The organism is Tsukamurella conjunctivitidis (assembly GCF_007858475.1).
In the GTDB taxonomy this organism is placed as follows: domain Bacteria; phylum Actinomycetota; class Actinomycetes; order Mycobacteriales; family Mycobacteriaceae; genus Tsukamurella; species Tsukamurella conjunctivitidis.
Map to the genome: position 1 here is coordinate 62579 of NZ_VIGX01000016.1, position 22450 is coordinate 85028.

19 protein-coding genes are annotated in these 22450 nt (G+C 72.4%); 15 read left to right on the forward strand and 4 right to left on the reverse strand.

From position 1 onward, the window contains the following. Window positions 1–130: 130 nt before the first annotated feature. The 9 genes from mqo to FK530_RS19875 all read left to right on the forward strand — a co-directional run bounded on the left by mqo (window position 131) and on the right by FK530_RS19875 (window position 12968). The gene (mqo, locus tag FK530_RS19835; protein ID WP_146488705.1) at window positions 131–1627 is read left to right on the forward strand and encodes a malate dehydrogenase (quinone); all 1497 of its coding nucleotides are present in this window, start codon (window positions 131–133) and stop codon (window positions 1625–1627) included. A 4-nt stretch (window positions 1628–1631) separates the two neighbouring features. Then, a complete protein-coding gene (locus tag FK530_RS19840) occupies window positions 1632–2069 on the forward strand; it encodes a GNAT family N-acetyltransferase (RefSeq protein ID WP_146488706.1) in 438 nt (145 codons plus the stop codon). Beyond that, window positions 2062–3903, forward strand: a complete 1842-nt coding sequence (locus tag FK530_RS19845) for a VWA domain-containing protein (protein WP_146488707.1) — start codon at window positions 2062–2064, stop codon at window positions 3901–3903. The genes FK530_RS19840 and FK530_RS19845 overlap by 8 nt, the downstream gene beginning before the upstream one ends. Before the next feature lie 91 nt (window positions 3904–3994). Continuing rightward, a complete protein-coding gene (cobO, locus tag FK530_RS19850) occupies window positions 3995–4612 on the forward strand; it encodes a cob(I)yrinic acid a,c-diamide adenosyltransferase (RefSeq protein ID WP_146488708.1) in 618 nt (205 codons plus the stop codon). Next, window positions 4606–5967, forward strand: a complete 1362-nt coding sequence (locus FK530_RS19855) for a cobyrinic acid a,c-diamide synthase CobB (RefSeq protein WP_146488709.1) — start codon at window positions 4606–4608, stop codon at window positions 5965–5967. Before cobO ends, FK530_RS19855 begins: the two co-directional genes overlap by 7 nt. 63 nt (window positions 5968–6030) lie before the next feature. After that, window positions 6031–6624 carry a DUF4822 domain-containing protein gene (locus tag FK530_RS19860; RefSeq protein WP_146488710.1) on the forward strand — a complete coding sequence of 198 codons (594 nt, stop codon included), beginning with the start codon at window positions 6031–6033 and terminating at the stop codon, window positions 6622–6624. A gap of 30 nt (window positions 6625–6654) precedes the next feature. Beyond that, window positions 6655–7872 carry a uroporphyrinogen-III C-methyltransferase gene (gene cobA, locus FK530_RS19865; RefSeq protein ID WP_146488711.1) on the forward strand — a complete coding sequence of 406 codons (1218 nt, stop codon included), beginning with the start codon at window positions 6655–6657 and terminating at the stop codon, window positions 7870–7872. 219 nt (window positions 7873–8091) lie between these two features. Beyond that, window positions 8092–10401: an MFS transporter gene (locus FK530_RS19870; protein ID WP_231706721.1), complete on the forward strand. Its 2310-nt coding sequence runs from the start codon at window positions 8092–8094 to the stop codon at window positions 10399–10401. 209 nt (window positions 10402–10610) lie between these two features. After that, entirely contained in the window at window positions 10611–12968 is a 2358-nt protein-coding gene (locus tag FK530_RS19875; protein ID WP_231706722.1) for an MFS transporter, read from the forward strand. Between the two features lie 7 nt (window positions 12969–12975). On the opposite strand, the gene yaaA is transcribed toward FK530_RS19875, so the two are convergent. Next, window positions 12976–13722 (reverse strand): peroxide stress protein YaaA, encoded by a 747-nt coding sequence (yaaA, locus tag FK530_RS19880; RefSeq protein ID WP_146488712.1) that lies wholly within the window; start codon window positions 13720–13722, stop codon window positions 12976–12978. A 25-nt stretch (window positions 13723–13747) separates the two neighbouring features. Between yaaA and FK530_RS19885 the strand changes: the two genes are divergently transcribed. After that, window positions 13748–15505, forward strand: a complete 1758-nt coding sequence (locus FK530_RS19885; RefSeq protein ID WP_146488713.1) for a proline--tRNA ligase — start codon at window positions 13748–13750, stop codon at window positions 15503–15505. A gap of 57 nt (window positions 15506–15562) precedes the next feature. Here FK530_RS19885 and FK530_RS19890 read toward each other — a convergent pair whose 3' ends face one another. The 3 genes from FK530_RS19890 to FK530_RS19900 are packed head-to-tail and all read right to left on the reverse strand — an operon-like array spanning window position 15563 to window position 17359. After that, complete coding sequence (locus FK530_RS19890; protein ID WP_146488714.1) at window positions 15563–16369, reverse strand: DUF4190 domain-containing protein; 807 nt, start codon at window positions 16367–16369, stop codon at window positions 15563–15565. Between the two features lie 31 nt (window positions 16370–16400). Further along, a complete protein-coding gene (locus tag FK530_RS19895; protein WP_146488715.1) occupies window positions 16401–16835 on the reverse strand; it encodes a ferritin-like domain-containing protein in 435 nt (144 codons plus the stop codon). Continuing rightward, complete coding sequence (locus tag FK530_RS19900) at window positions 16832–17359, reverse strand: hypothetical protein (protein WP_146488716.1); 528 nt, start codon at window positions 17357–17359, stop codon at window positions 16832–16834. Before FK530_RS19900 ends, FK530_RS19895 begins: the two co-directional genes overlap by 4 nt. Before the next feature lie 87 nt (window positions 17360–17446). Here FK530_RS19900 and rimP point away from each other — a divergent pair, with 87 nt between their 5' ends. The 5 genes from rimP to FK530_RS19925 form a co-directional block, all read left to right on the forward strand. After that, complete coding sequence (gene rimP, locus FK530_RS19905) at window positions 17447–18052, forward strand: ribosome maturation factor RimP (protein WP_146488717.1); 606 nt, start codon at window positions 17447–17449, stop codon at window positions 18050–18052. After that, window positions 18053–19057, forward strand: a complete 1005-nt coding sequence (gene nusA, locus FK530_RS19910; protein WP_146488718.1) for a transcription termination factor NusA — start codon at window positions 18053–18055, stop codon at window positions 19055–19057. Next, complete coding sequence (locus FK530_RS19915; protein WP_146488719.1) at window positions 19054–19305, forward strand: YlxR family protein; 252 nt, start codon at window positions 19054–19056, stop codon at window positions 19303–19305. Before nusA ends, FK530_RS19915 begins: the two co-directional genes overlap by 4 nt. Window positions 19306–19504: 199 nt before the next feature. Further along, window positions 19505–22315, forward strand: coding sequence for a translation initiation factor IF-2 (infB, locus tag FK530_RS19920; protein WP_146488720.1), 2811 nt, complete (start codon window positions 19505–19507; stop codon window positions 22313–22315). Between the two features lie 26 nt (window positions 22316–22341). Further along, window positions 22342–22450: DUF503 family protein (locus tag FK530_RS19925; protein ID WP_146488725.1), on the forward strand; the 109-nt coding region annotated here is incomplete at its 3' end.

The following is a 22450-nucleotide window of genomic DNA, read 5'->3' on the forward strand; positions in this document are numbered from 1 at the left end:
CCTGCGGGGCCGTGCCGATCCGTCGTCCGGCATGGTGTGCCGCGCGCCACCGAAGGGCCCCGGAGTAAGGTTCTGGCGCAGAAGGGGGCCGTTCGGTGGCCCCGCCCCACGTCGAGGAGTGAACTACCAGATGGCCCGTAACGTGATCAGCACGGACGTCGCGCTCGTCGGCGCGGGAATCATGAGCGCCACGCTCGGCACCCTGCTCCGCAAGTTGGAGCCCAGCTGGTCGATCAACGTCTTCGAGTCCCTCGACGCCGCGGCCGCCGAGTCCTCCGATCCGTGGAACAACGCGGGTACCGGTCACTCGGCACTGTGCGAGCTGAACTACACGCCGCAGGCGGCCGACGGTTCCGTCGACATCTCCAAGGCGATCACGATCAACGAGCAGTTCCAGGTCTCGCGCCAGTTCTGGGCGTACGCCGTGGACGCGGGCGTCCTCGACGATCCCTCCGACTTCATCAACCCCATCCCGCACGCCAGCTTCGTGCACGGTGCCGACAACGTCGAGTACCTGCGCAAGCGCTACGACGCGCTGTCCGGGCAGACCCTGTTCGAGGGCATGGAGTTCTTCACCGACCCGGCCACGTTCTCCGAGCGCCTGCCGATCATGGCCGCGGGACGCAACTTCGGCGATCCCGTCGCCGTCAACTGGTACGAGGGCGGCACCGACGTCGACTTCGGGTCGTTGACGAAGAAGCTCATCAACTTCGTGGGCAAGGGCGGTGCCGTCCACTTCGGCACCAAGGTCACCAACCTCAAGCGCACGAAGGACGGCTGGCGCCTGACCGTGCGGAACCTGCGGACGCACGAGGTCTCCTACGTCGACGCGCGCTTCGTCTTCGTCGGCGCCGGCGGCGGCGCGCTGCCGCTGCTGCAGAAGTCGGGCATCAAGGAGGCCAAGGGCTTCGGCGGCTTCCCCGTCTCCGGCCAGTTCTTCCGCTGCTCGAACCCCGAGCTCATCGATCACCATGCCGCGAAGGTCTACGGCAAGGCCGCCGTGGGTGCGCCGCCGATGTCGGTGCCGCACCTCGACACCCGCGTCATCGAGGGCAACAAGGGCCTGCTGTTCGGCCCGTACGCCGGGTTCTCGCCGAAGTTCCTCAAGGCGGGGCAGTACACCGACCTGCCGCTGTCGGTGAAGCCGAACAACTTGCTTCCCATGATGGCCGTCGGCCTCAAGGAGATGGGCCTGACCAAGTACCTCGTCGGCGAGCTGATGCAGTCGCCGGCCGACCGCGTGAAGACGCTGTCGGAGTTCGTGCCCCGCGCCGAGGGCCAGGACTGGGAGCTCATCACCGCGGGCCAGCGCGTCCAGGTGATCCGCAAGGGCCCCGGCGGCGGCAACCTCGAGTTCGGCACCGCGGTGATCGCGGCGAACGACGAGTCGATCGCCGGCCTGCTGGGTGCCTCGCCCGGCGCATCGACGGCCGTGCCCGCGATGCTCGACGTGCTCGGCAAGTGCTTCCCGAAGCACATGCAGGCGTGGAAGCCGTTGCTGCAGGAGATGATCCCGTCCTACGGCACCACGCTCAACGACAACAAGCAGCTGTTCGACCAGGTCTGGGACTGGACCAACCGCACGCTGCAGCTGTCCCCGGGCGTCGGGGCCGACGCGCAGGCCTAGTGCCGTGCGCCGTACCTCCGGTCACGAACTCGATGCGACGAGCCTCTACGCGCTGCTGAAGCTGCGCGCCGAGGTGTTCATCGCCGAGCAGCAGAGCCCCTGGCTCGACGTCGACGGGCGCGACCTGGACCCGTCGACCGTGCATCTGTGGCTGCCCGGCGATGACGGCGACGGTGCCGTCGCGACGGTCCGCGTCACCGCCGAGTGCGACGGCGTCGCCCGGATCGGCCGGGTGTGTGCCGCCCCGTCGCACCGCGGCCGCGGCCTGATCGGGGTCCTGATGACCGCAGCGCTCGCCGAGCTCGACGGCCGGGCCTGCCTGCTCGAGGCGCAGTCGCACCTCGAGGCGATGTACGCCATGTACGGATTCGCCCGCGAGGGCGACGAATTCATCGAGGACGGCATCCCGCACGTCCCCATGAGGAGGCCCGCCGGTGTCTGACCGCTTCCCGTTCAGCGCCGTCGTCGGCCACGACGAGCTGCGGCTCGCCCTCACGCTGTGCGCCATCGCCCCCGCCGTCGGCGGGGTGTTGGTGCGCGGCGAGAAGGGCACCGCGAAGTCGACCGCCGCGCGGGCCCTCGCGCCGCTGTTGCCGGCGCGCCCCGACGGTGCGCCCGCCCGGCTCGTCGAGCTGCCCATCGGGGCCACAGAGGACCGCGTCGTGGGCTCTCTCGATCTGCACCGCGCGCTCGGCGAGGGCGCCGTGGACTTCACGCCCGGCCTGCTCGCCGATGCCGACGCCGGCATCCTCTACGTCGACGAGGTCAACCTGCTCTCGGACCACCTCGTCGACGTGCTGCTCGACGCCGCCGCGATGGGGCGGGTGACCGTCGAGCGCGACGGGATCTCCCGCTCCTACCCGGCTCGATTCGTCCTGGTGGGCACCATGAATCCGGAGGAGGGGGAGCTGCGGCCGCAGTTGCTCGACCGGTTCGGGCTCGCCGTCGACGTGCGCGCCAGCCGTGACGTGGACGACCGCGTCGAGGTGATGCGGCGCCGCCTCGCCTTCGAGGCCGACCCCGCCGCCTTCGCGGCCGCGTACGCCGACGCCGACGCCGAGCAGGCCCGCCGCATCGCCGATGCCCGCGACCGGCTCCCCGCCGTCGCACTGCCGGACGCGGAGCTGCGCCGCATCGCCGCCGTGTGCGCCGCCTTCGACGTCGACGGCATGCGCGCCGACCTGGTGATAGCCCGGGCGGCCCGCGCGCACGCCGCGTGGCGCGGCGTCGCCGAGGTCACCGAGGACGACGTCCGCGTCGCCGCGGCGCTGGCCCTGCCGCACCGCAAACGCCGCGACCCGTTCGACGAGCCCGGTCTCGACGAAACCGACCTCGACCGCGCCCTGGACGAGGCGCGCCAGGACGGCGATCCCGAGCCGGATCCCGACCCGGACGGCCCCGGCGGTGGCGACGCGGCCGACCCGCCCCCGTCGCCGCAGGACGACGCCGGTGCCCCCGCGCCCGAGCCGCAGGGCGCGCCGCTGCCCACCGCGCGGCATCGCACCGTCGGCAGGTTGACCGTCCCGGGGATCGGCACCGGGGGAGCGACGGGCCGCCGGTCCAAGTCGCGCTCCGATCGCGGCAGTGTCGTGCGCGCCGCGCCGGCGGGAACCGGCGCCGGCCTGCACCTGGCCGCCACCCTCCGCGCCGCCGCGCCCGCGCAGGCCGCCCGTGGCCGGGTCGACGGCCCACTGCGCCTCGCGGCGTCGGACCTGCGATCCCCGATCCGCGAGGCCACGGAGGGCAACCTCGTGGTCTTCGTCGTGGATCTCTCGGGGTCGATGGCGGCGCGGGAGCGGATCGCGCTGGTCGGCGAGGCCGCGGTCTCGCTGCTCCGCGACGCCTATCAGCGACGCGACAAGGTGGCCGTCATCGGTTTCCGCGGCGCGGAGGCCACGCTGCTCGTGCCGCCGACCCGGTCCGTCGATGTGGCCGTCGCCCGCCTCGCGCGGGCCCGGACCGGCGGCCGGACCCCGCTCGCGGAAGGCCTGATCGAGGCGCGGAAGCTGCTGCGCCGCGAGGAACTCCGCCCGGACGCCCGGCGCCCGTTGGTCGTTGTGCTCACCGATGGCCGCGCGACGTCGGGCCGGGACCCGCTGCCGCGCGCCCTCGCCGCTGCAGCGGGGCTGCACGCCGACGGCCGGGCGAGCATCGTCGTGGACTGCGAGACCTCGATGGTGCGGCTGGGGCTGGCGGCGAAGGTCGCGGCCGCGCTCGGTGCGCCGATGCTGCCGTTGAGCGGCCTCAGCCCGCAGGACCTGGCCCGCGTCGCCTGACGTATGTTCCCGAAAGTCGGGTTCTGCGGCGGTCCGGGGCTAGATCCGGTGGCGGAGACCCGCGAAACCCGAAACTCAGTGAGGAGTCCCGATGCCGCAGGGCAAGGTCGAATCGGTGCCGCAGGACGGCCTGACCACCCGGCAGCGCCGTAACCAGCCGGTGCTGGCCGTGCACACCGGTCCCGGCAAGGGCAAGTCGACGGCCGCCTTCGGCATGGCCATGCGGGCGTGGAACCAGGGCTTCGACATCGGCGTCTTCCAGTTCGTCAAGAGCGCGAAGTGGAAGGTCGGCGAGGAGCAGACGATGCTCGCCCTGGGCGAGCTGCACGAGCGCACGGGCGCCGGCGGGCCCGTCGAGTGGCACAAGATGGGGCAGGGCTGGTCGTGGCTGCGTCGCACGGACGACGCCGAACAGGACCACGCCGAGGCCGCCCGCGACGGGTGGCGGGAGATCGCGCGCCGGCTCAGCGTCGAGCAACATCGCTTCTACGTCCTCGACGAGTTCACCTACCCGCTCAAGTGGGGCTGGATCGACGTCGACGAGGTGGTCGAGACCCTGGTGAACCGGCCCGGCAATCAGCACGTGGTGATCACCGGCCGCGACGCGCCGCAGGCGCTCATGGACGCCGCCGACCTGGTCACGGAGATGACCAAGATCAAGCACCCGATGGATGCGGGTCGGAAGGGGCAGAGGGGGATCGAGTGGTAGCTCCCGCCACGGCGCCCGCGGTCGTCATCGCGGCACCGTCGTCGGGCAGTGGCAAGACCACCATCGCGACGGGCCTGATGGGGGCGCTGGCGCGGTGCGGCACCGTCGCACCCTTCAAGGTGGGGCCCGACTACATCGACCCCGGCTACCACGCGCTCGCCACCGGGCGGCCGGGCCGCAACCTCGACGCGGTGCTGTGCGGCGAGCAGCGCGTCGCACCGCTGTACCGGCACGGCGCGCAGGGGGCCGACATCGCGGTCGTGGAGGGCGTCATGGGCCTGTTCGACGGCCGCATCGTCGACGGCCCGGCCGGTGTCGCGACCGAGGGCATCGGCTCCACCGCCGATGTCGCGCAGATCCTGGGCGCCCCGGTGCTTCTCGTCGTGGACGCCCGCGGCCACTCCCAGTCCCTGGCCGCTCTGCTCGCGGGCTTCGCCGCTCACCGTCCCGGCATCGCGCTCGCGGGCGTGATCCTCAATCGCGTCTCCAGTCCGCGCCACGAACGCGTGCTGCGCAACGCCTGCGCACACGCGGGTCTGGAGGCCGTCGGCGCGGTGCCCGGCGCGGCGGCGCTCGAGGTACCGGCGCGCCACCTCGGCCTGATCCCGGCGGCCGAACGCGGCGCCGACGCGATCGCCGCCGTCGAGGCCATGACCGACCTGGTCGAACGCCACGTCGACGTGGAGCGGATCCGCGCGCTCGCGCGCCCCGTCGCCGAAGGACCGGTGTGGTCGCCGTCGGACGAGGTGACGCGCGGCGGCGAACCGGTCGTCGCGCTCGCCGGGGGGCCGGCGTTCAGCTTCGGCTACGCAGAGCACGAGGAACTCCTGCGCGCCGCCGGCGGACGGGTGCACCGGTTCGACCCCCTCACCGACGAGTTGCCGGCGAACGCCGCCGCCGTCGTCCTCCCCGGCGGCTTCCCCGAGGTGTACGCCGAGAAGCTGTCGGCGAACGCGCCGCTGCGCGCGCAGCTGCGCGCCCTCGTCGACGCCGGTGGGGTCGTGCACGCGGAGTGCGCGGGCCAGCTGTACCTCGCGGAGTCGCTCGACGGCGTGCCGATGTGCGGGATCGTGCCGGGTGCGGCGACCTTCACCCCGCGGCTGACGCTGGGCTACCGCGACGCCGTCGCGCTGGGGACGGGCGCGCTGTTCACGGCGGGGGAGCGCGTGACGGGGCACGAGTTCCACCGCACCGCGCTCGCGCCAGGGCCCGCACCGGCATGGGGATGGCGCGACGGGGACGGCGTCGCCACGACCGACGGACACCTTTCGCCCACAGTGCACTCCTCGTATCTTCACGTGCACCCTGCCGGATATCCAGAGGTAGCAGAACGCCTGGTCAGAGCGGTCGCGTGAGGAGTTCGTCTCACCCTGAGCGCGGGCCTCGCGCGGGCTGAGAGGTTCCTGTACAAAAGCCTCATGCACACGTCGATCAAGCTCGTCTCCGTCACCTTCGCCGCCGCTGCCGTGGTCGCCACCTCCGCCTGCGCCGCCGGCTCCTACGCCGCCCCCGGCTCGCCGTCCTCGTCCTCCTCCGCCAAGCCCAGCGCCTCGGCCAAGCCCTCCGCGAAGCCGTCCACCAGCGCGTCCGCCAAGCCCTCCGCCGCGAAGGCCACCCCGGTCAAGGCCGGCACCCCGAGCGCGATCCTCGCCTCCACCGCGTGGGAGACCACCTCCGCCAAGGACGCGAAGGGCGCCAAGGTCGCGCTGACCGACAAGGACGTCAAGAACTACGTCGGCTGGGCCTACTTCAAGAAGGACGGCACCTTCACGCTCTACAACCTGGACGACACCGCCAAGGGCAAGGGCGACTGGACCGTCTCCGCCGACGGCAAGACCCGCACCATCGTCGCCAAGAACGCCGACGGCAGCGTGCAGTACAAGCGCACCGTCGAGATCGTGACGCTGACCGAGAAGGAGTTCACGTACCGCGTGTACCCCGAGGCCTCCAACAAGGCGGTCTACTTCGACATCGTCCACACTCCGACCAAGCACGCCGAGCCGCGCGCGTAGTCGTCCCGGTCGCTCACTAAGCTGAGCGGAATGAACAGCCACGGCGCCCCGCACGATCCCTACCTCGTCGGTCTGGATCTGCGAGGGCGCCGTGTCGTCGTCGTGGGGGCCGGCACCGTCGTCCAGCGTCGCCTGCCCGTGCTGCTCGCCGCCGGCGCGGACGTCCACGTCGTCGCTCCCGAGGCGACTCCCGCGGTGGAGGCGACGCCCGGGATCGTCTGGCACCGGCGCGCGTACGCCGCCGGCGATCTCCTCGGCGCGTGGTACGCCATGGCCGCCACGAACGACCCCGCGGTGAACGCCGCGGTCGTCGCCGAGGCCGAGGCGGCGCGCATCTTCTGCGTGCGCGCGGACCTCGCCCGCGAAGGCACGGCCGTCACCCCCGCGACCGTCGTCACGGACGGGCTCCAGGTGGGCGTCCTCGCGTCCGGGGATCACCGACGGTCCGCCGCCGTCCGCGACGCCATCCGCGCCGTCCTCACGGGCGACGAGGCGGCCCGGCCCACCCGTAAGCCGGAGGGCGTGGCCCTCGTCGGCGGGGGACCGGGTGATCCGGACCTCATCACCGTGCGCGGCCGCGCGCTGCTCGGCCTCGCCGACGTGGTGGTCGCCGACCGGTTGGCCCCGCCCCGACTGCTCGCCGAGCTCGGGCCGCACGTCGAGGTGATCGACGCCGCGAAGGTGCCCTACGGCCGGGCCATGGCGCAGCAGGCGATCAACCAGGTGCTGATCGACCGCGCGCGCGAGGGCAAGTTCGTGGTCCGGCTCAAGGGCGGCGACCCCTATGTCTTCGGGCGGGGCTTCGAGGAACTCGAGGCCCTCGCCGCCGAGGGGATCCCCGTGACCGTCGTCCCGGGCATCACCAGCTCCATCGCCGCCCCGTCCGCCGCGGGGATCCCGGTGACGCACCGCGGCGTGACGCACGAGTTCGTCGTCGTCTCCGGACACGTCGCGCCGGGCCACCCGGACAGCCTCGTGGATTGGGACGCCCTCGGCCGGCTGCGCGGCACGATCGTGGTGCTCATGGCGGTGGAGCGGCTGGCTGTGATCGCCGAGGCGTTGATCGCCGGCGGGCGGCCCGCCGAGACGCCCGCCGCGATCGTCGAGAACGCGACGACCGGCGGCCAACGCACCGTGCGTGGCACCTTGGCGACCATCCCCGACGACGCAGCGGCCGCGGACGTCGTCCCGCCCGCGGTGCTCGTCGTGGGCCCGACGGCCGGATTCACCGCGGCGGTGGGCGGCTGATCCGCACCCGGGGTGTGGGTTTGGGGCGTGTCGGCGAAATGTGACGCCGCCGCGACGGCGATCGTCGCGTGACCCGGCGATCACCGCTCTGCGCTGCGCGAATCGCCCGATTCGGGAGAATCACCCGGAAACGAGAACCGTCACTTCAGTAACTCTCGCCACAATTGTTACCGTTCTCGACTTCCGGATCGGCGGGGGGAGTCGGTAGCCTCGGGCATCATGACCTCAACGATGGCGCCCAGCAGCCCGGCGCAGACCTATCGCGTCAAGGGCAGCGCCGTCGGCATCCCCATCCTCGTCCTCTGCGGGATGATCTTCCTCTCGGTGCTCGACGGCACGGTGGTCTTCGTCGCCATGCCGGAGATCCAGGACGCGCTCGGTCTGTCGGACGCCACCAAGGTCTGGGTGTTCGGTGCCTACGCGCTCACCTTCGGCGGATTCCTGCTGTTGGGCGGTCGCCTCGGCGACACCTTCGGCCGTAAGAAGATGTTCCTGCTCGGTGTCATCGGCTTCACGATCGCATCCGCCTTGGCGGGCTTCGCGACGAACGAGGCGTGGCTGCTGGCGGCCCGCGTCGGTCAGGGATTCTTCGCCGCGATCGCCGGTCCCACCGCTCTCGCGCTCATCGCGACCACGTTCGCGCCGGGCAAGGCACGTAATCAGGCCTTCGCCGTCTTCGGTGCCATGGCCGGCCTCGGCTCGATCGCCGGCCTCGTCGCCGGAGGCCTGCTCGCCACCATCGACTGGCGGCTGATCTTCTGGATCAACGTCCCCGTCGGCATCGCCTGCGCGATCGGCGGCTGGTTCACGCTCGACGAGGCCCTGGCCGAGCGTCGGCACGCCCTCGACGTCAAGGGCGCCGCCCTCGCCGTCCTGGGCTGTGTGACGGGCGTCTACGCCCTCACCGCGGGCCCGGAGGCGCACTGGCAGAGCACGTCGGTCTACATCGCGGCTGTGATCAGCGTGATCAGCCTCGTCGCCTTCCTCTACGTCGAGCGCACCGCGAAGAACCCGATCCTGCCCTTCTCGCTGTTCAACAACCGCAACCGCGTCGCGGCGATGCTGGCGATCCTGGTCTGTGGCGCGCTCATCCCGACGCTCGGGTTCTACGTCGCCCTCACCTTCCAGTTGGTCCTCGGCTACACGCCGTTCCAGTCGGGCCTCGCACTGCTGCCCTTCGCCGTGGGCTTCGGCATCTCCGTCGCGGTCAGTGCCTCGCTGGTGCGGCGCTTCCAGGCGCGGTGGCTCGTGGCCTTCGGCGGGCTCATCGTCTTCCTGCCGTGCATCTACGTCCCGACCCTCGTGGGCCAGGATCCGGCCACCATCTCCTACTGGCCGCAGATCGCGATCCCGGTGTTCTTCATCGGCATCGGTGTGGGCATGGCCGTCGTGCCGCTGCCGCTCGGCGCCGTCGCCGGCGTGCGCCCGTCGGAGATCGGCCCGCTGACCGCGCTCATCGAGGTCGCACAGAACCTCGGCGGCATCATCGGTCTGGCGTCCGTGCAGGTCGTCGTGACCTCGCGGATCATGGCCGAGGGCGGCCCGACGACGGGCCACCTGCGGCACAAGGATCTGCTCCCCGAGCAGATCACGGCCCTGGCCTCCGGCTACGGCCTGGCCTTCATCGCGTGCGCCGCGATCCTCATCCTGGCCGGCTTCATCGTGGTGCCGTTCATGCGCTTCACCCCGGACGAGATCGCCGAGGGCCAGGCGGCCAAGGAGTCGAGCGAGTCCGGCGGTGCCATCCCGTCGACCTCGTTCCCGGCGCAGGCCTTCGAGGACGATGACGACGACGTCGACGACGACTGGGAGCCCCTCGAGGGCGATGTCACCTCGGGTTCCTTCGCCGCGATCCGCCGCGAGGACTTCGACCGCGCGTACAACGAGCAGCCCGGCGATCCCGAGCCGGTGTACTTCACCGACCGTTTCCGCGCCATCAAGCGCTCCGACGTCCAGGGCGAGGACGCGGCGCAGGCGCAGGCGCAGGCCGGTCCCGCCGTGCCGCAGCCGCCGACGCAGCAGGTCCCCGTCGCCCGGCCGCCGCGCCGGCCCGTGGCTCCGGCCCCGCAGCAGGCGTACTCGCAGCCGAGCGATCCGCTGCGCCGCCCGGCGCCGTCGGCGCCGCAGCAGGCCTACTCGCACCCGAGCGACCCGCTGCCCCGCCCGGGTGGCCGCCCGGGGGAGGGCCTCGCAGGCATCGCACGTCCGTCGGGCCCGATCCAGCGCGAGAGCGTCGACCTCCCGCGCCCGCCCGTGCCGCCGGCCCCGCGCGCGTCGGTCCCCGACTACCGACCGCCGCGTCCCGCCCCGCAGCAGTACCGGGCCGATCCGCCGGCGCGGCCGCGCGGGAGCGGCCCCGCCCCGCGCCCCGGCGCGGCCCCCCGGCCCGAGTCTCAGTTCCAGGGGGTGCCCGCCGCTGCGCGTCCCGGTCGGCACGCCGCCCCGGAGCCCGACGGCATGCATCACCCGGCACCGACCCCGCAGGCGGATCGCGTGAGCCGGGCGCGCCGTCATCGCCTGGAGGACTGACGGACTCCGTTCCCGGCGTGTCGCCCCGAATGTGACCATCGGGGCGGCGGAGCCGGGCCGATTCGCCCGACACCGTCCCTGGGCTGCGGAAAGCACCCCCGCGATGGTTGCGGAGTGCACGCACCGCGGCATCGGGGCGGGCGACACGAGCCGAAAACCGGCGTGAGCGATTTCTTCGCGACTTCTCTCAGCCGGTAGCCTCGGTCTCCATGACATCGACGATGGTCCCCGGGGCCCCGGCGCAGACGTACCGCGTCAAGGGCAGCGCTCTCGGCATCGCCATCGTCGTCCTCTCCGGGATGATGTTCCTCGCCGTCCTCGACGGCACCGTGGTCTTCGTCGCGCTACCGCGGATCCAGGACGCGATGCATCTGTCGGACGCCGCGAAGATCTGGGTCTTCGGTGCGTACGCGGTGACCTTCGGCGGGTTCATGCTGCTCGGCGGCCGGCTCGGCGACACCTTCGGGCGCAAGCGGATGTTCATCTTCGGCGTCGCGGGGTTCACCCTCGCCTCGCTGCTCACCGGGTTCGCGACCAACGAGGCGTGGCTGCTCGTCGCGCGCGCCGGGCAGGGGCTCTTCGCCGCGATCGCCTGCCCGACCGCATTGGCGCTGATCGCCACGACCTTCGCCCCCGGTAAGGCGCGCAACCAGGCCTTCGCGATCTTCGGCGCCATGGCCGGGCTCGGCTCGGTGTCGGGCCTCGTCGCGGGCGGCCTGCTCGCCACGTGGGACTGGCGCTTCGTCTTCTGGATCAACGTCCCGGTGGGCATCGTGTGCGTCATCGGCGCGGTCATCGCCCTCGAGGAATCGACCTCCGAGCGGCGCCATGCCCTCGACATCAAGGGCGCCTTCCTCGCGGTGGCGGGCTGCGTCGCCGGCGTCTACACCCTCACCATGGGGCCCGAGGAGCACTGGCAGGGGGCGAGCATCTACATCGCCGCCGCCGTCAGCGTGGTCTGCCTCGTCGCGTTCCTCGTGGTGGAGCGGACGGCCAAGAACCCGATCCTGCCGTTCTCGCTGTTCCACAACCGCAACCGCGTCGCGGCGATGGTCGCCATCCTCGTCTGCGGCGCGCTCATCCCGACGCTCGGCTTCTACGTCGCGCTCACCTTCCAGCAGGTGCTGGGGTACTCGCCCCTGCAGTCCGGCCTGGCCCTGATCCCCTTCGCGGTCGGTATGGGCATCGCCGCCCCCATCTCGTCCAAGCTCGCGCTGAAGATCCAGGCCCGTTGGCTCGTCGCGATCGGCGGCGTCATCGTCTTCCTGCCGTGCATCTACGTGCCGACGCTCATGACCAAGGACCCGTCCACGGTCAGTTACTTCCCGTACATCGGACTGCCCGTCTTCCTCATCGGCCTGGGCGTGGGCTTCGCGATGATCCCGCTGCCGATCTGCGCCCTGGCCGGGGTGCGTCCGTCGGAGACGGGCCCGATGTCGGCGCTGGTCGAGGTGTGCCAGAACATCGGCGGCATCGTCGGGCTGGCCTCCGTGCAGGTGCTGGTGACCTCGCGGATCATGAAGGAGGGCGGCCCGACCAAGGGCGAGATCACCCACGACATGCTCGACGCGGCGCAGCGCAGCGCGCTGGCGTCGGGGTACGGCCTCGCGTTCATCGCCTGCGCCGCGATCCTCATTCTCGCCGGTCTCGTCGTGGTGCCCTTCATGCGGTTCACGCCGGAGGAGGTCGCCGAGGGGCAGGCGGCCCAGGAGTCGAGCAAGTCGGGCGGGTCGATCCCGTCGACCTCCTTCCCGGCGCAGGCCTTCGACCACGAGGACGACGTCGACGACGACTGGGAGCCCCTCGAGGGCGATGTCACGTCCGGATCCTTCCCGGCGGTTCGACGCGAGGACTTCGACCGGGCGTACAACGAGCAGCCCGGTGACCCGGAGCCCGTGTACTTCACCGATCGGTTCCGCGCCATCAAGCGCCCGCCGCCGGCGCAGGCCGCCCCACCGGTCCAGCGGCCGGTGCAGCAGACTCCGGCTCCGTCGGCACCCACCGTGCCGCAGCAGGCGTACTCGCACCCCAGCGACCCGTTGCCCCGCACCGGGCGGCCCGGTGAGGGACTCGCCGGCGTCGCCCGACCGTCCGGGCCGATCCAGCGCGAGAGCTCCGAGCTGTCGCGCCCGCCGCAGCCCCCACAGGCCCCGCGCCCCGCGGCGGACCCGCAGTACCGGGCCCCGGCACCCGCGCCGCAGCAGCGCCCGAGCGCGCCGATCCAGCGCCCCAGCGCGCCGATCCAGCGTCCGAGCGGACAGCATCCGCGGCCAGCCCAGCCCGGTCAGTCGCCGGGCCGACCGGGGCATCCCGCTCAGCAGAGCCGGCCGATGCAGCGACCCAGCGGCGCGATCCCTCGCCCGGGGCAGCCGACTCAGCGCCCGAGCGGGCCCGTGCAGCGCCCGAGCGCGCCGATCCAGCGTCCGCCCGCCGCGCCCCCGCAGCAGGCCCCGGCCGCCGGTGGCCGGCACTCGCTGCCCGAGCCCGATGCGATGCATCGGCCGGAGGCGTCACCGCAGGCCGAGCGCGTGAGCCGCGCCCGGCGGCACCGCCTCGACGAGGACTGAGACCCGATCAGCCGCTGGTGACGATCGTGACCTCGGTCGGCGACGACAGCTCGGCCCGCAGCCCGGCCTTCTCGGCGACCTTCACGACGGCCTTCGCGTCGCCCGGCTCGGCCCGGCTGATCACCAGCGCCCGCGCCAGCAGGCCCTTGTGGTGCTTGTTGAAGTGCGAGACCACGGCTCGCGAGCCGTCCTGCTTCTCCGTGACGACGGTGGCGGTGACCGCGCCCGGCACCCTGCCGAGCGCCGCGTAGCCGCCGGACCGCAGGTCCACGACCAGCCCGCGGTCCGCAGCGGCCAGCGCATCCGCGAGATCCGGCTTCCACTGCGCCGCCAACGTGCCCAGGCCCGGCAGCTTCGAGCCCGACGAGAGCCGGTACGCGGGGATCGCGTCGACCGCCCCGACGGCACCGAACAGCGCGGAGCCGACCGCGAGGCGCGCGTCCGCCTTCGCGCGTTGCGCCTTCGTCAGACCCCGCACGTCGAGGGCGTCGTAGAGCACCCCCGTGTACTGCTCGATCGCGGCCCGGGTGGGGGCGGTCCGCAGCGCCCGGTTCCGCTCCAGTTCGTCGGTCTGCCCCTCCGACAGGCCCAGCGCGGCGCGCGCGGCACCGTCATCCTGCGAGAGCGCGACGAGCGCGCCGAGGAGGCGCTCGCGGGTGGGAGTGAGCGACGGGAAGGTCAGCCCTTCGAGATCGAGGGGCGCACCGGAACCGCCACCGGCCTTGGTTTCGGACGGGGGAAGCAGGATCAGCACACCGGACACACTAAGCTGTGACGTCGTGATCACCCGATTCTCCCAGCTGTTCCTGCGCACGCTCCGCGACGACCCGGCGGACGCGGAGGTCCCCAGCCACAAGCTGCTCGTCCGCGCCGGCTACGTGCGGCGCATCGCGCCCGGCGTCTACTCCTGGCTGCCGCTCGGCCTGCGGGTACTGCGGAACATCGAGCAGGTCGTCCGCGAGGAGATGAACGCGATCGGCGGGCAGGAGATCCTGCTGCCCGCACTGCTGCCGCGCGAGCCCTACGAGAGCACCAACCGGTGGACCGAGTACGGCGACAGCCTGTTCCGGCTCAAGGACCGCAAGGGCGCCGACATGATGCTCGGCCCCACCCACGAGGAGATCTTCGCCCTCACCGTCAAGGGTGAGTACAACTCGTACAAGGACCTGCCGGTCATCCTGTACCAGATCCAGACGAAGTACCGCGACGAGGAGCGGCCCCGCGCGGGCATCCTCCGGGGCCGCGAGTTCGTCATGAAGGACAGCTACAGCTTCGACACCTCCGACGAGGGGCTGTCCGAGGCCTACGCCAAGCACCGCGCCGCCTACCAGCGGATCTTCGCGCGCCTCGCTGTCGAGCACGTCATCGTCTCCGCGACGTCCGGGGCCATGGGCGGCAGCGCGTCCGAGGAGTTCCTCGCGGTGAGTCCCGTCGGCGAGGACACCTACGTCCACTCGACCGAGTCGGACTACGCCGCGAACGTCGAGGCCGTCATCACGCCCGCGCCGCCGGCGATCCCGCTCGACGGGCTGCCCGCCGCCCAGGTCTTCGACACCCCGGGCACGCCCACGATCGACACGCTCGTCGCCTGGGCCAACGAGGGCGCCGACGGTGCCTCGGTCCTGGGCCGTGAGGTCACCGCCGCCGACACCCTCAAGAACGTCATGGTCAAGACCCGCGCGCCCGGCGGCGACTGGGAACTGCTCGGCATCGGCGTCCCCGGCGACCGCGAGGTGGACTTCAAGCGGCTCGAGGCATCCCTCGAGCCCACCGAGGTCGCGCTCCTCGAGGCCGAGGACTTCGCGAAGTACCCGTTCCTGGTCAAGGGCTACATCGGCCCGAAGGCCCTGCAGGCGAACGAGGTCCGTTACGTCGTGGATCCGCGCGTGGTCGACGGCACCGCATGGATCACCGGCGCGGACGCGCAGGGACAGCATGTGGTGAACCTCACGGCGGGCCGCGACTTCACCCCCGACGGCACCATCGAGGCCGCGGAGGTCCGCGACGGCGACGCCTCGCCCGACGGCAAGGGCGTGCTGAAGTCCGCGCGCGGCATCGAGATCGGCCACATCTTCCAGCTGGGCCGCAAGTACACCGACGCCTTCGAGATCGACGTGCTCGGCGAGAACGGCAAGCCCGTGCGCCTGACGCAGGGCTCCTACGGTGTCGGCGTCTCGCGGCTGGTCGCGGTCATCGCGGAGCAGCAGCACGACGACAAGGGGCTGCGCTGGCCCAAGGGCATCGCTCCGTTCGACGTGCACGTGGTCATCGCGAACAAGGACGAGGGCGCCTGGGCGGGCGCGGAGGAACTGGCCGGCGCACTCGACGCCGCGGGCCTGCAGGTGCTGCTCGACGATCGCAAGGCCTCGCCCGGCATCAAGTTCAAGGACTCCGAGCTCGTGGGCGTTCCGACCGTCGTGGTGGTGGGACGCGGCTGGGCCGACGGTGTCGTCGAACTCCGGGACCGGCTCAGTGGCGAGTCCCGCGAGATCCCCGTCGCCGACGCCGCCGCGGAGATCGCCGCCGCCGCGCGGTAGCCGCGATTCACGAGGGGCCCGCACCGATCCGGTGCGGGCCCCTCGTGGGTTCTGGGCTCAGCCGAGCAGCGTGAGCAGTGAGTCGGTGTCGAGGCCGCCCGAGGCAAGCACCCCGATGCCGATGATGACGAGAACGACGACGAGCACGAGCACGACGCCGCCCAGAATCGTCCCGGCGAGCGCGATGCCGTAGCCCTGCTGGCCGGTCTGCTTCGTCTGCTTCATCCCCATCACGCCGGTGATGATCGCGGCGATGGGAAGGGGGATGCTGAACAAGCCGATCAGGCACGCCAGGGGGATGGCCAGGATTCCGCAGATCAGCGAGGCGATCGCGAGACCATTCGTGCCGGGCTTCGGCCCCTGGCCCGGGTAGCCGGGGTAGCCCGCTCCTCCGGGGTACGCCGGGTACCCCTGCTGGCCGGCGAAGCCCTGCTGGCCCGGGTACTGCGGCTGGCCGGGGAACTGCTCCTGGCCGAACTGCTGGCCCGGGTACGGCGGCGGTGCGGAGTACGGGTTCGACGGTGCCGCGTACGGGTCAGCGGGCGAACCGTACGGGTTCTGCTGCGCGCCGTACGGGTTCTGCTGTGCGGCGTACGGATCGGCGGGTGCCGCGTACGGATCGGCGGGCGCCGCGTAGGGGTCCGCCGGCGGGGTGTACGGCGAGGACGCGGCGTGGGGGTCGGGCTGCGCGGCCTTGTGCACGGTGGTCGCGGCGTCGGGATCGCCGCCCACATCCTGTCCGGCGGGCGCCTGGTCGCCGTCGCGCTTCGTCAGGTCGGGCGCGGACGGCGTCGGCTCGGCGGGGCGGATCACCGTCGGGTCGTAGGTCCCGTCGCCGGGCTGTTGCGGATCACTGGACGTCATCCCCCGAGTGTAAAGGCAGGCAAAGGGAACGTCAGGTGCGGATACCGGGGAACGGGGTGGTCACGGGGGAGACCCCGAGGGCGACGCGCCAGCGGGCGCCGCGGACCGCCGCCCCGCCGAGTCCCGTCACGCCCAGGTGCCGGAGCCCGTCGCCGTCGGCGTGGGAGAGCAGGTTGCGGTGCGCGGCGGCGGCGTCGTCCTCCACCGCCGCGGCCACCTTCGCGGCGCTGACGGGATCGGTGACGGGCTCGGGCGGGGTGTACGCGGGCGCTGCGACCGGCACCTGGACCCCGGCCGCGCTGAGCACCCGCGTGAGGGCGTCGCGCTGGGAGCGGTGCTCCGCGGCGTAGGTCGCGATCTCGGCCTTTCGGGTGGGCGCGGCGTACGCCTCGACGAGGCCGTACAGGTAGACCGCGGCGTGCTCGGACGTGACGGCCGCGGCGACGGCGTCCTGTGCGGGGGTCATGCGAGCACCACCTCCGCGTGCACGCGGGTCGCCGCCGCGACGGAGCCGAGCAGCGCGGCCTGATAGCCGAAGGCGGCGACCGCGGCATCGCCGGCGTCCTTCGCCGAGCGGGTGAGCTGCGCGTGCAGGGATTGCCGGGTCAGCGGCGACGGCGCCGCGGGGGTCGACGACGGAGCCGCGGTGACGGAGGTCGGTCGCTCCACGTACCGGGAGAGTTCGTCGGCCAGTGCCGTGGCGTGCTGGCCGCGTTGATCGGCGATCAGCCGGAGCTGCGGGCCGGCCGCCCCGTCGAGCACGGCCAGGCCGCGCGCGGCGTCCGCATCGGCCTGCGCCTGCGCGGCGGCGGCCTGCAGTCGCACGGCCTGCGGATCGTCGGCGCGATCCTCGGGGGTGGTGCACCCCGCCAGCGCGGCCCCGCCCGCGAGGGTGCCGCCGGCGAGCAGGACGGACGTGAGGGCGGTACGACGGTCGATGCCGGGGCGCGACGGCGAGTCGGCACCGCGGCGCGGAGGTGGGGCGATCACGGGGCGAGTCTAGCGAGGCGCCCGGGTACACTGGCCGCAGCGTTCGACACCGGGCACGTCCGGTGACAATTTCACAGGGAGGCGCGGATGGCTTACGACGAAGCGGCGGTGAGGGCCGTCATCGCGCCCCACCTGGAGGCGGCAGGGCTCGATCTCGAGCAGCTGAAGATCAACAACGCCGGACCGAAGTCCTCCATCGCGGTCGTGGTGGACAGCGACGCGGGGCCGACCCTGGACGAGTTGGCGGACGTCGCGCGGACGCTCTCCCTCGCGGTGGACGACGCCGACGACGTCTTCGGCGGCCAGGCGTTCACCCTCGAGGTCACCACGCCCGGCGCGGAGCGCCCGCTCACCGAGCCCCGGCACTGGCGCCGCGCCCGCGGCCGCCAGGCGGCGATCGAGTTGACGGACGGGACGAACCTGCTGGCCCGCATCGGGCCTCTCACGAACGACGGGACGGACGGCGGGGCCACGGTCACCATCGTCCTGCCCGGGGCGAAGGGGGCCGCCCCGACGACCCGCGACCTCGACCTCGCGGAGGTGGCCGCGGCCGCCGTCCGGGTCGAGTTCCGCAGGCCGAACCCCCAGGAGATGGAGCTCTCGGGCATCACGCCCGGGCGCGTGGAGTCGGGTGCCGAACCGGAGGACCTGACGGGCGAGGACGCCGGTGCGGCGCAGAGGAACGAGGACTAGATGAACATCGACATGGCGACCCTGCGGGCGATCGAGGCGGAGAAGGACATCTCCGTCGAGACCGTGATCGAGGCGATTCAGGTGGCCCTCCTCACCGCGTACAAGCACACCGACGGGCACCAGCCGCACGCGCGGATCGACGTCAACCGCCGCACCGGCGAGGTGAAGGTGCTCGCGCAGGAGCTCGACGCCGACGGCAACATCATCACCGAGTGGGACGACACCCCCGAGGGCTTCGGACGCATCGCCGCGGACTCGGCCCGCCAGCTCATCACCCAGCGCCTGCGCGACGCGGAGAACGACCGCACGTTCGGCGAGTTCGCCGTCTACGAGGGCGAGGTCGTCTCCGGTGTGGTCCAGGCCGACGCCCGCGCCGCGGCCCGCGGCTTCGTCGTGGTCCGCATCGGCGGCGAGCGCGAGGGCCACGAGGGCCTGCTCCCGCCGGCCGAGCAGGTCCCGGGGGAGACCTACGAGCACGGCGACCGGATGAAGTTCTACGTCGTCGGCGTCAGCCGCGGGCAGCGGGGCACGCAGATCACCCTCTCGCGCACCCACCCGAACCTGGTGAAGAAGCTCTTCGCACTCGAGGTCCCCGAGATCGCGGACGGCAGCGTCGAGATCACGTCGGTGGCGCGCGAGGCCGGACACCGCTCCAAGATCGCGGTGCGCACCTCCGTCGCCGGCCTCAACGCGAAGGGCGCCTGCATCGGCCCGATGGGTCAGCGCGTGCGGAACGTGATGAGCGACCTCGAGGGCGAGAAGATCGACATCATCTCCTACGACGACGACCCCGCGGTCTTCGTCGGCAACGCACTGTCGCCGTCGTCCGTGGTCTCGGTGACCATCGTCGACCCGAAGGAGAAGGCCGCCCGGGTGGTGGTCCCGGACTTCAAGCTGTCGCTGGCGATCGGCAAGGAGGGGCAGAACGCCCGCCTCGCCGCGCGGCTCACCGGCTGGCGGATCGACATCCGCTCCGACGCGGAGAGCGTGGCGAAGGAGGGATGACCGCCCTCGGCCCGGTCCGCACGTGCATCGGGTGTCGGCGTCGCGCCTCCGCGGAGGAGCTGATCCGGGTGGTCGCGCGGCGGGAGGACGACGGTGCGCGCACGGTCGTCGTGGACGCCCGCCGGCGCCTGCCCGGGCGCGGGGCGTGGCTGCACGACGCCCCGTCGTGCCGGGAGGCGGCCCGAAAGAGGAACGCGTTCCGCCGGGCGCTGCGCGTATCGGGTCCGCTGGACGACTCCCTGGAATGAAACGATTTGCCACGGCGCGCTATGATGATGAGCGGTCTGAAGACGGTAGGTCTTTCCCAAGGCCGACCTACTCGGAGATGAAGGAATCGAGCTGAAGACATGAGCACACCGTGAAGCACCAGCGATGAACGGCAATCGGAGTAACTAACCGAGGTCGGCGGGACCAGTGATGCCCTCGACCTCACATTTGAGGAGAAGAGTGGCAGGCAAGGCCCGCGTGCACGAGTTGGCTAAAGAACTCGGTGTCACCAGCAAGGAAGTCCTCGCACGGCTCAGTGAGCAGGGCGAGTTCGTGAAGTCCGCGTCGTCGACGGTGGAAGCCCCCGTCGCCCGACGCCTGCGCGAGTCGTACGGATCCAAGTCCGACGCCGCGAAGCCCGGCCCCGCGCCGGCGCGCAAGCCCGGCCCCGCGGCCGCGAGCACCCCCGCACCGTCGGCACCCGCCGCGGATGCACCCCGTCCGACTTCGGCACGCCCCGGTCCGCGCCCCGCGGCTCCGGCCGCGCCCGAGCCGACCCCGGAGCCCGCCGCACCGGCGGCTCCCGCCGCGAGTGCCGCACCGTCGGCGCCCGAGGCGCGCCCCGCGGCTCCGGCCGCACGCCCGGCTACGCGCCCGGCCGGCCCCAAGCCCGGCCCGCGCACGCCGAAGGTGGGTAACAACCCGTTCTCCTCGCAGGCTCCCGTCGAGCGTGCGCCCCGTCCGCAGCCGGGTCCCGGCGGCCCGCGCCCGCAGGGCGGCGCCCGTCCGGCGCCCGGCCAGGGTGGTCCCCGTCCGCAGGGCGGCGCTCGTCCGGCGCCCGGCCAGGGTGGTCCCCGTCCGCAGGGCGGTCGTCCCGCGGCCGGTCCCGGCGGGCCGCGTCCGACCCCCGGCAGCATGCCTCCGCGCCCGACCCCGGGTGCGATGCCCGCGCGGGCGGCGCGTCCGGCCGCGCAGGGCCGTCCCGGCCCCGGTGGCCGCGGCGGGCCCGGCGGGCGTCCCGGCGGTGGCGGCGGCTACCGCGGTGGGCCCGGCGGCGGTACCGGTACCGGTGCTCCCGCGGGTGGTTTCCGCGGGCGTCCCGGCGGCGGCGGTGGCCGCGGTCGTCCCGGCGGCACCGCGGGTGCCTTCGGTCGTCCCGGTGGCGCCCCGCGTCGTGGCCGTAAGTCGAAGCGGGCGAAACGCGCCGAGTACGAGAACATGCAGGCGCCGATCGCCGGTGGCGTCCGGCTGCCGCGCGGCCAGGGCGAGACGATCCGTCTCGCTCGGGGCGCGTCGCTGAGCGATTTCGCCGAGAAGATCGACGCCAACCCCGCGTCGCTGGTCCAGGCGCTGTTCAACCTGGGCGAGATGGTCACCGCCACCCAGTCGGTGAACGAGGAGACCCTCGTGCTGCTGGGCGAGGAGATGAACTACGTCGTCCAGGTCGTCAGCCCCGAGGACGAGGACCGCGAGCTGCTCGACAGCTTCGACCTCACCTACGGCGAGGACGAGGGCGGCGAGGAGGACCTCGAGCAGCGCCCGCCGGTGGTCACCGTCATGGGCCACGTCGATCACGGTAAGACCCGACTGCTCGACACGATCCGCAAGGCCAACGTCCGCGAGGGCGAGGCCGGCGGCATCACGCAGCACATCGGTGCGTACCAGGTGCTGACCGAGCTCGAGGGCAACGAGCGCCTGATCACGTTCATCGACACCCCGGGTCACGAGGCGTTCACCGCCATGCGTGCCCGTGGTGCGAAGGCCACCGACCTCGCGATCCTCGTGGTCGCGGCCGACGACGGCGTCATGCCGCAGACGGTGGAGGCCATCAACCACGCACAGGCGGCCGACGTGCCGATCGTGGTGGCGGTGAACAAGATCGACAAGGAGGGCGCGCAGCCGGAGAAGATCCGCGGCCAGCTCACCGAGTACGGCCTGATCCCCGAGGAGTACGGCGGCGACACGATGTTCGTCGACATCTCCGCGAAGCAGGGCACGAACGTCGAGGCGCTGCTCGAAGCGGTGCTGCTGACGGCCGACGCCTCGCTCGACCTGCGGGCGAACCCCGACATGGACGCGCAGGGCGTGGCCATCGAGGCGCACCTCGACCGTGGCCGCGGGCCCGTGGCCACCGTGCTCATCCAGCGCGGCACCCTGCGGGTCGGCGATTCGATCGTGGCGGGCGACGCCTACGGTCGCGTCCGGCGCATGGTCGACGAGAACGGTGACGACATCACGGAGGCGACCCCGTCGCGTCCGGCGCAGGTCATCGGCTTCACGTCGGTCCCGGGCGCAGGCGACAACCTGCTCGTGGTCGACGAGGACCGCATCGCCCGGCAGATCGCCGATCGGCGCGCGGCGCGCAAGCGCAACGCCCTGGCGGCCCGCTCGCGCAAGCGCGTCTCGCTCGAGGACCTGGATGCGGCGCTCAAGGAGACGAGCCAGCTCAACCTCATCCTCAAGGGCGACAACTCCGGTACCGTCGAGGCCCTCGAAGAGGCCCTGCTCGGCATCGAGATCGACGACGAGGTGCAGCTGCGGGTCATCGACCGCGGTGTCGGTGGCGTCACCGAGACCAACGTCAACCTGGCGTCGGCGTCGAACGCGATCATCATCGCCTTCAACGTCCGCGCCGAGGGCAAGGCCACGGAGCTCGCCAACCGCGAGGGCGTGGAGATCCGGTACTACTCCGTGATCTACCAGGCGATCGACGAGGTCGAGGCCGCGCTCAAGGGCATGCTCAAGCCGGTCTACGAGGAGAAGGAGCTCGGCCAGGCCGAGATCCGCGCGATCTTCAAGTCGTCCAAGGTGGGCAACATCGCGGGTTGCATGGTCCAGTCGGGCATCATGCGGCGCAACGCGAAGGCGCGCCTGCTCCGCGACTCGAAGGTCGTGGCCGAGAACCTCACGGTCACCTCGCTGAAGCGGGAGAAGGACGACGCGACCGAGGTCCGCGAGGGCTACGAATGCGGTCTGACGCTCTCGTACTCCGACATCAAGATCGGCGACGTCATCGAGACCTACGAACTGGTCGAGAAGCCGCGCGACTGAGTTACCCCGGCCGGGTGGCCCGACTGATGTTCACAGGTGTCATTGAGATAGATCTGCTCCTGGGCGACGTGCATTCGCTCAAGCACAAGCGTTCCGTCGTCCGGCCCATCCTGGCCGAGTTGCGGCGGTTCTCCG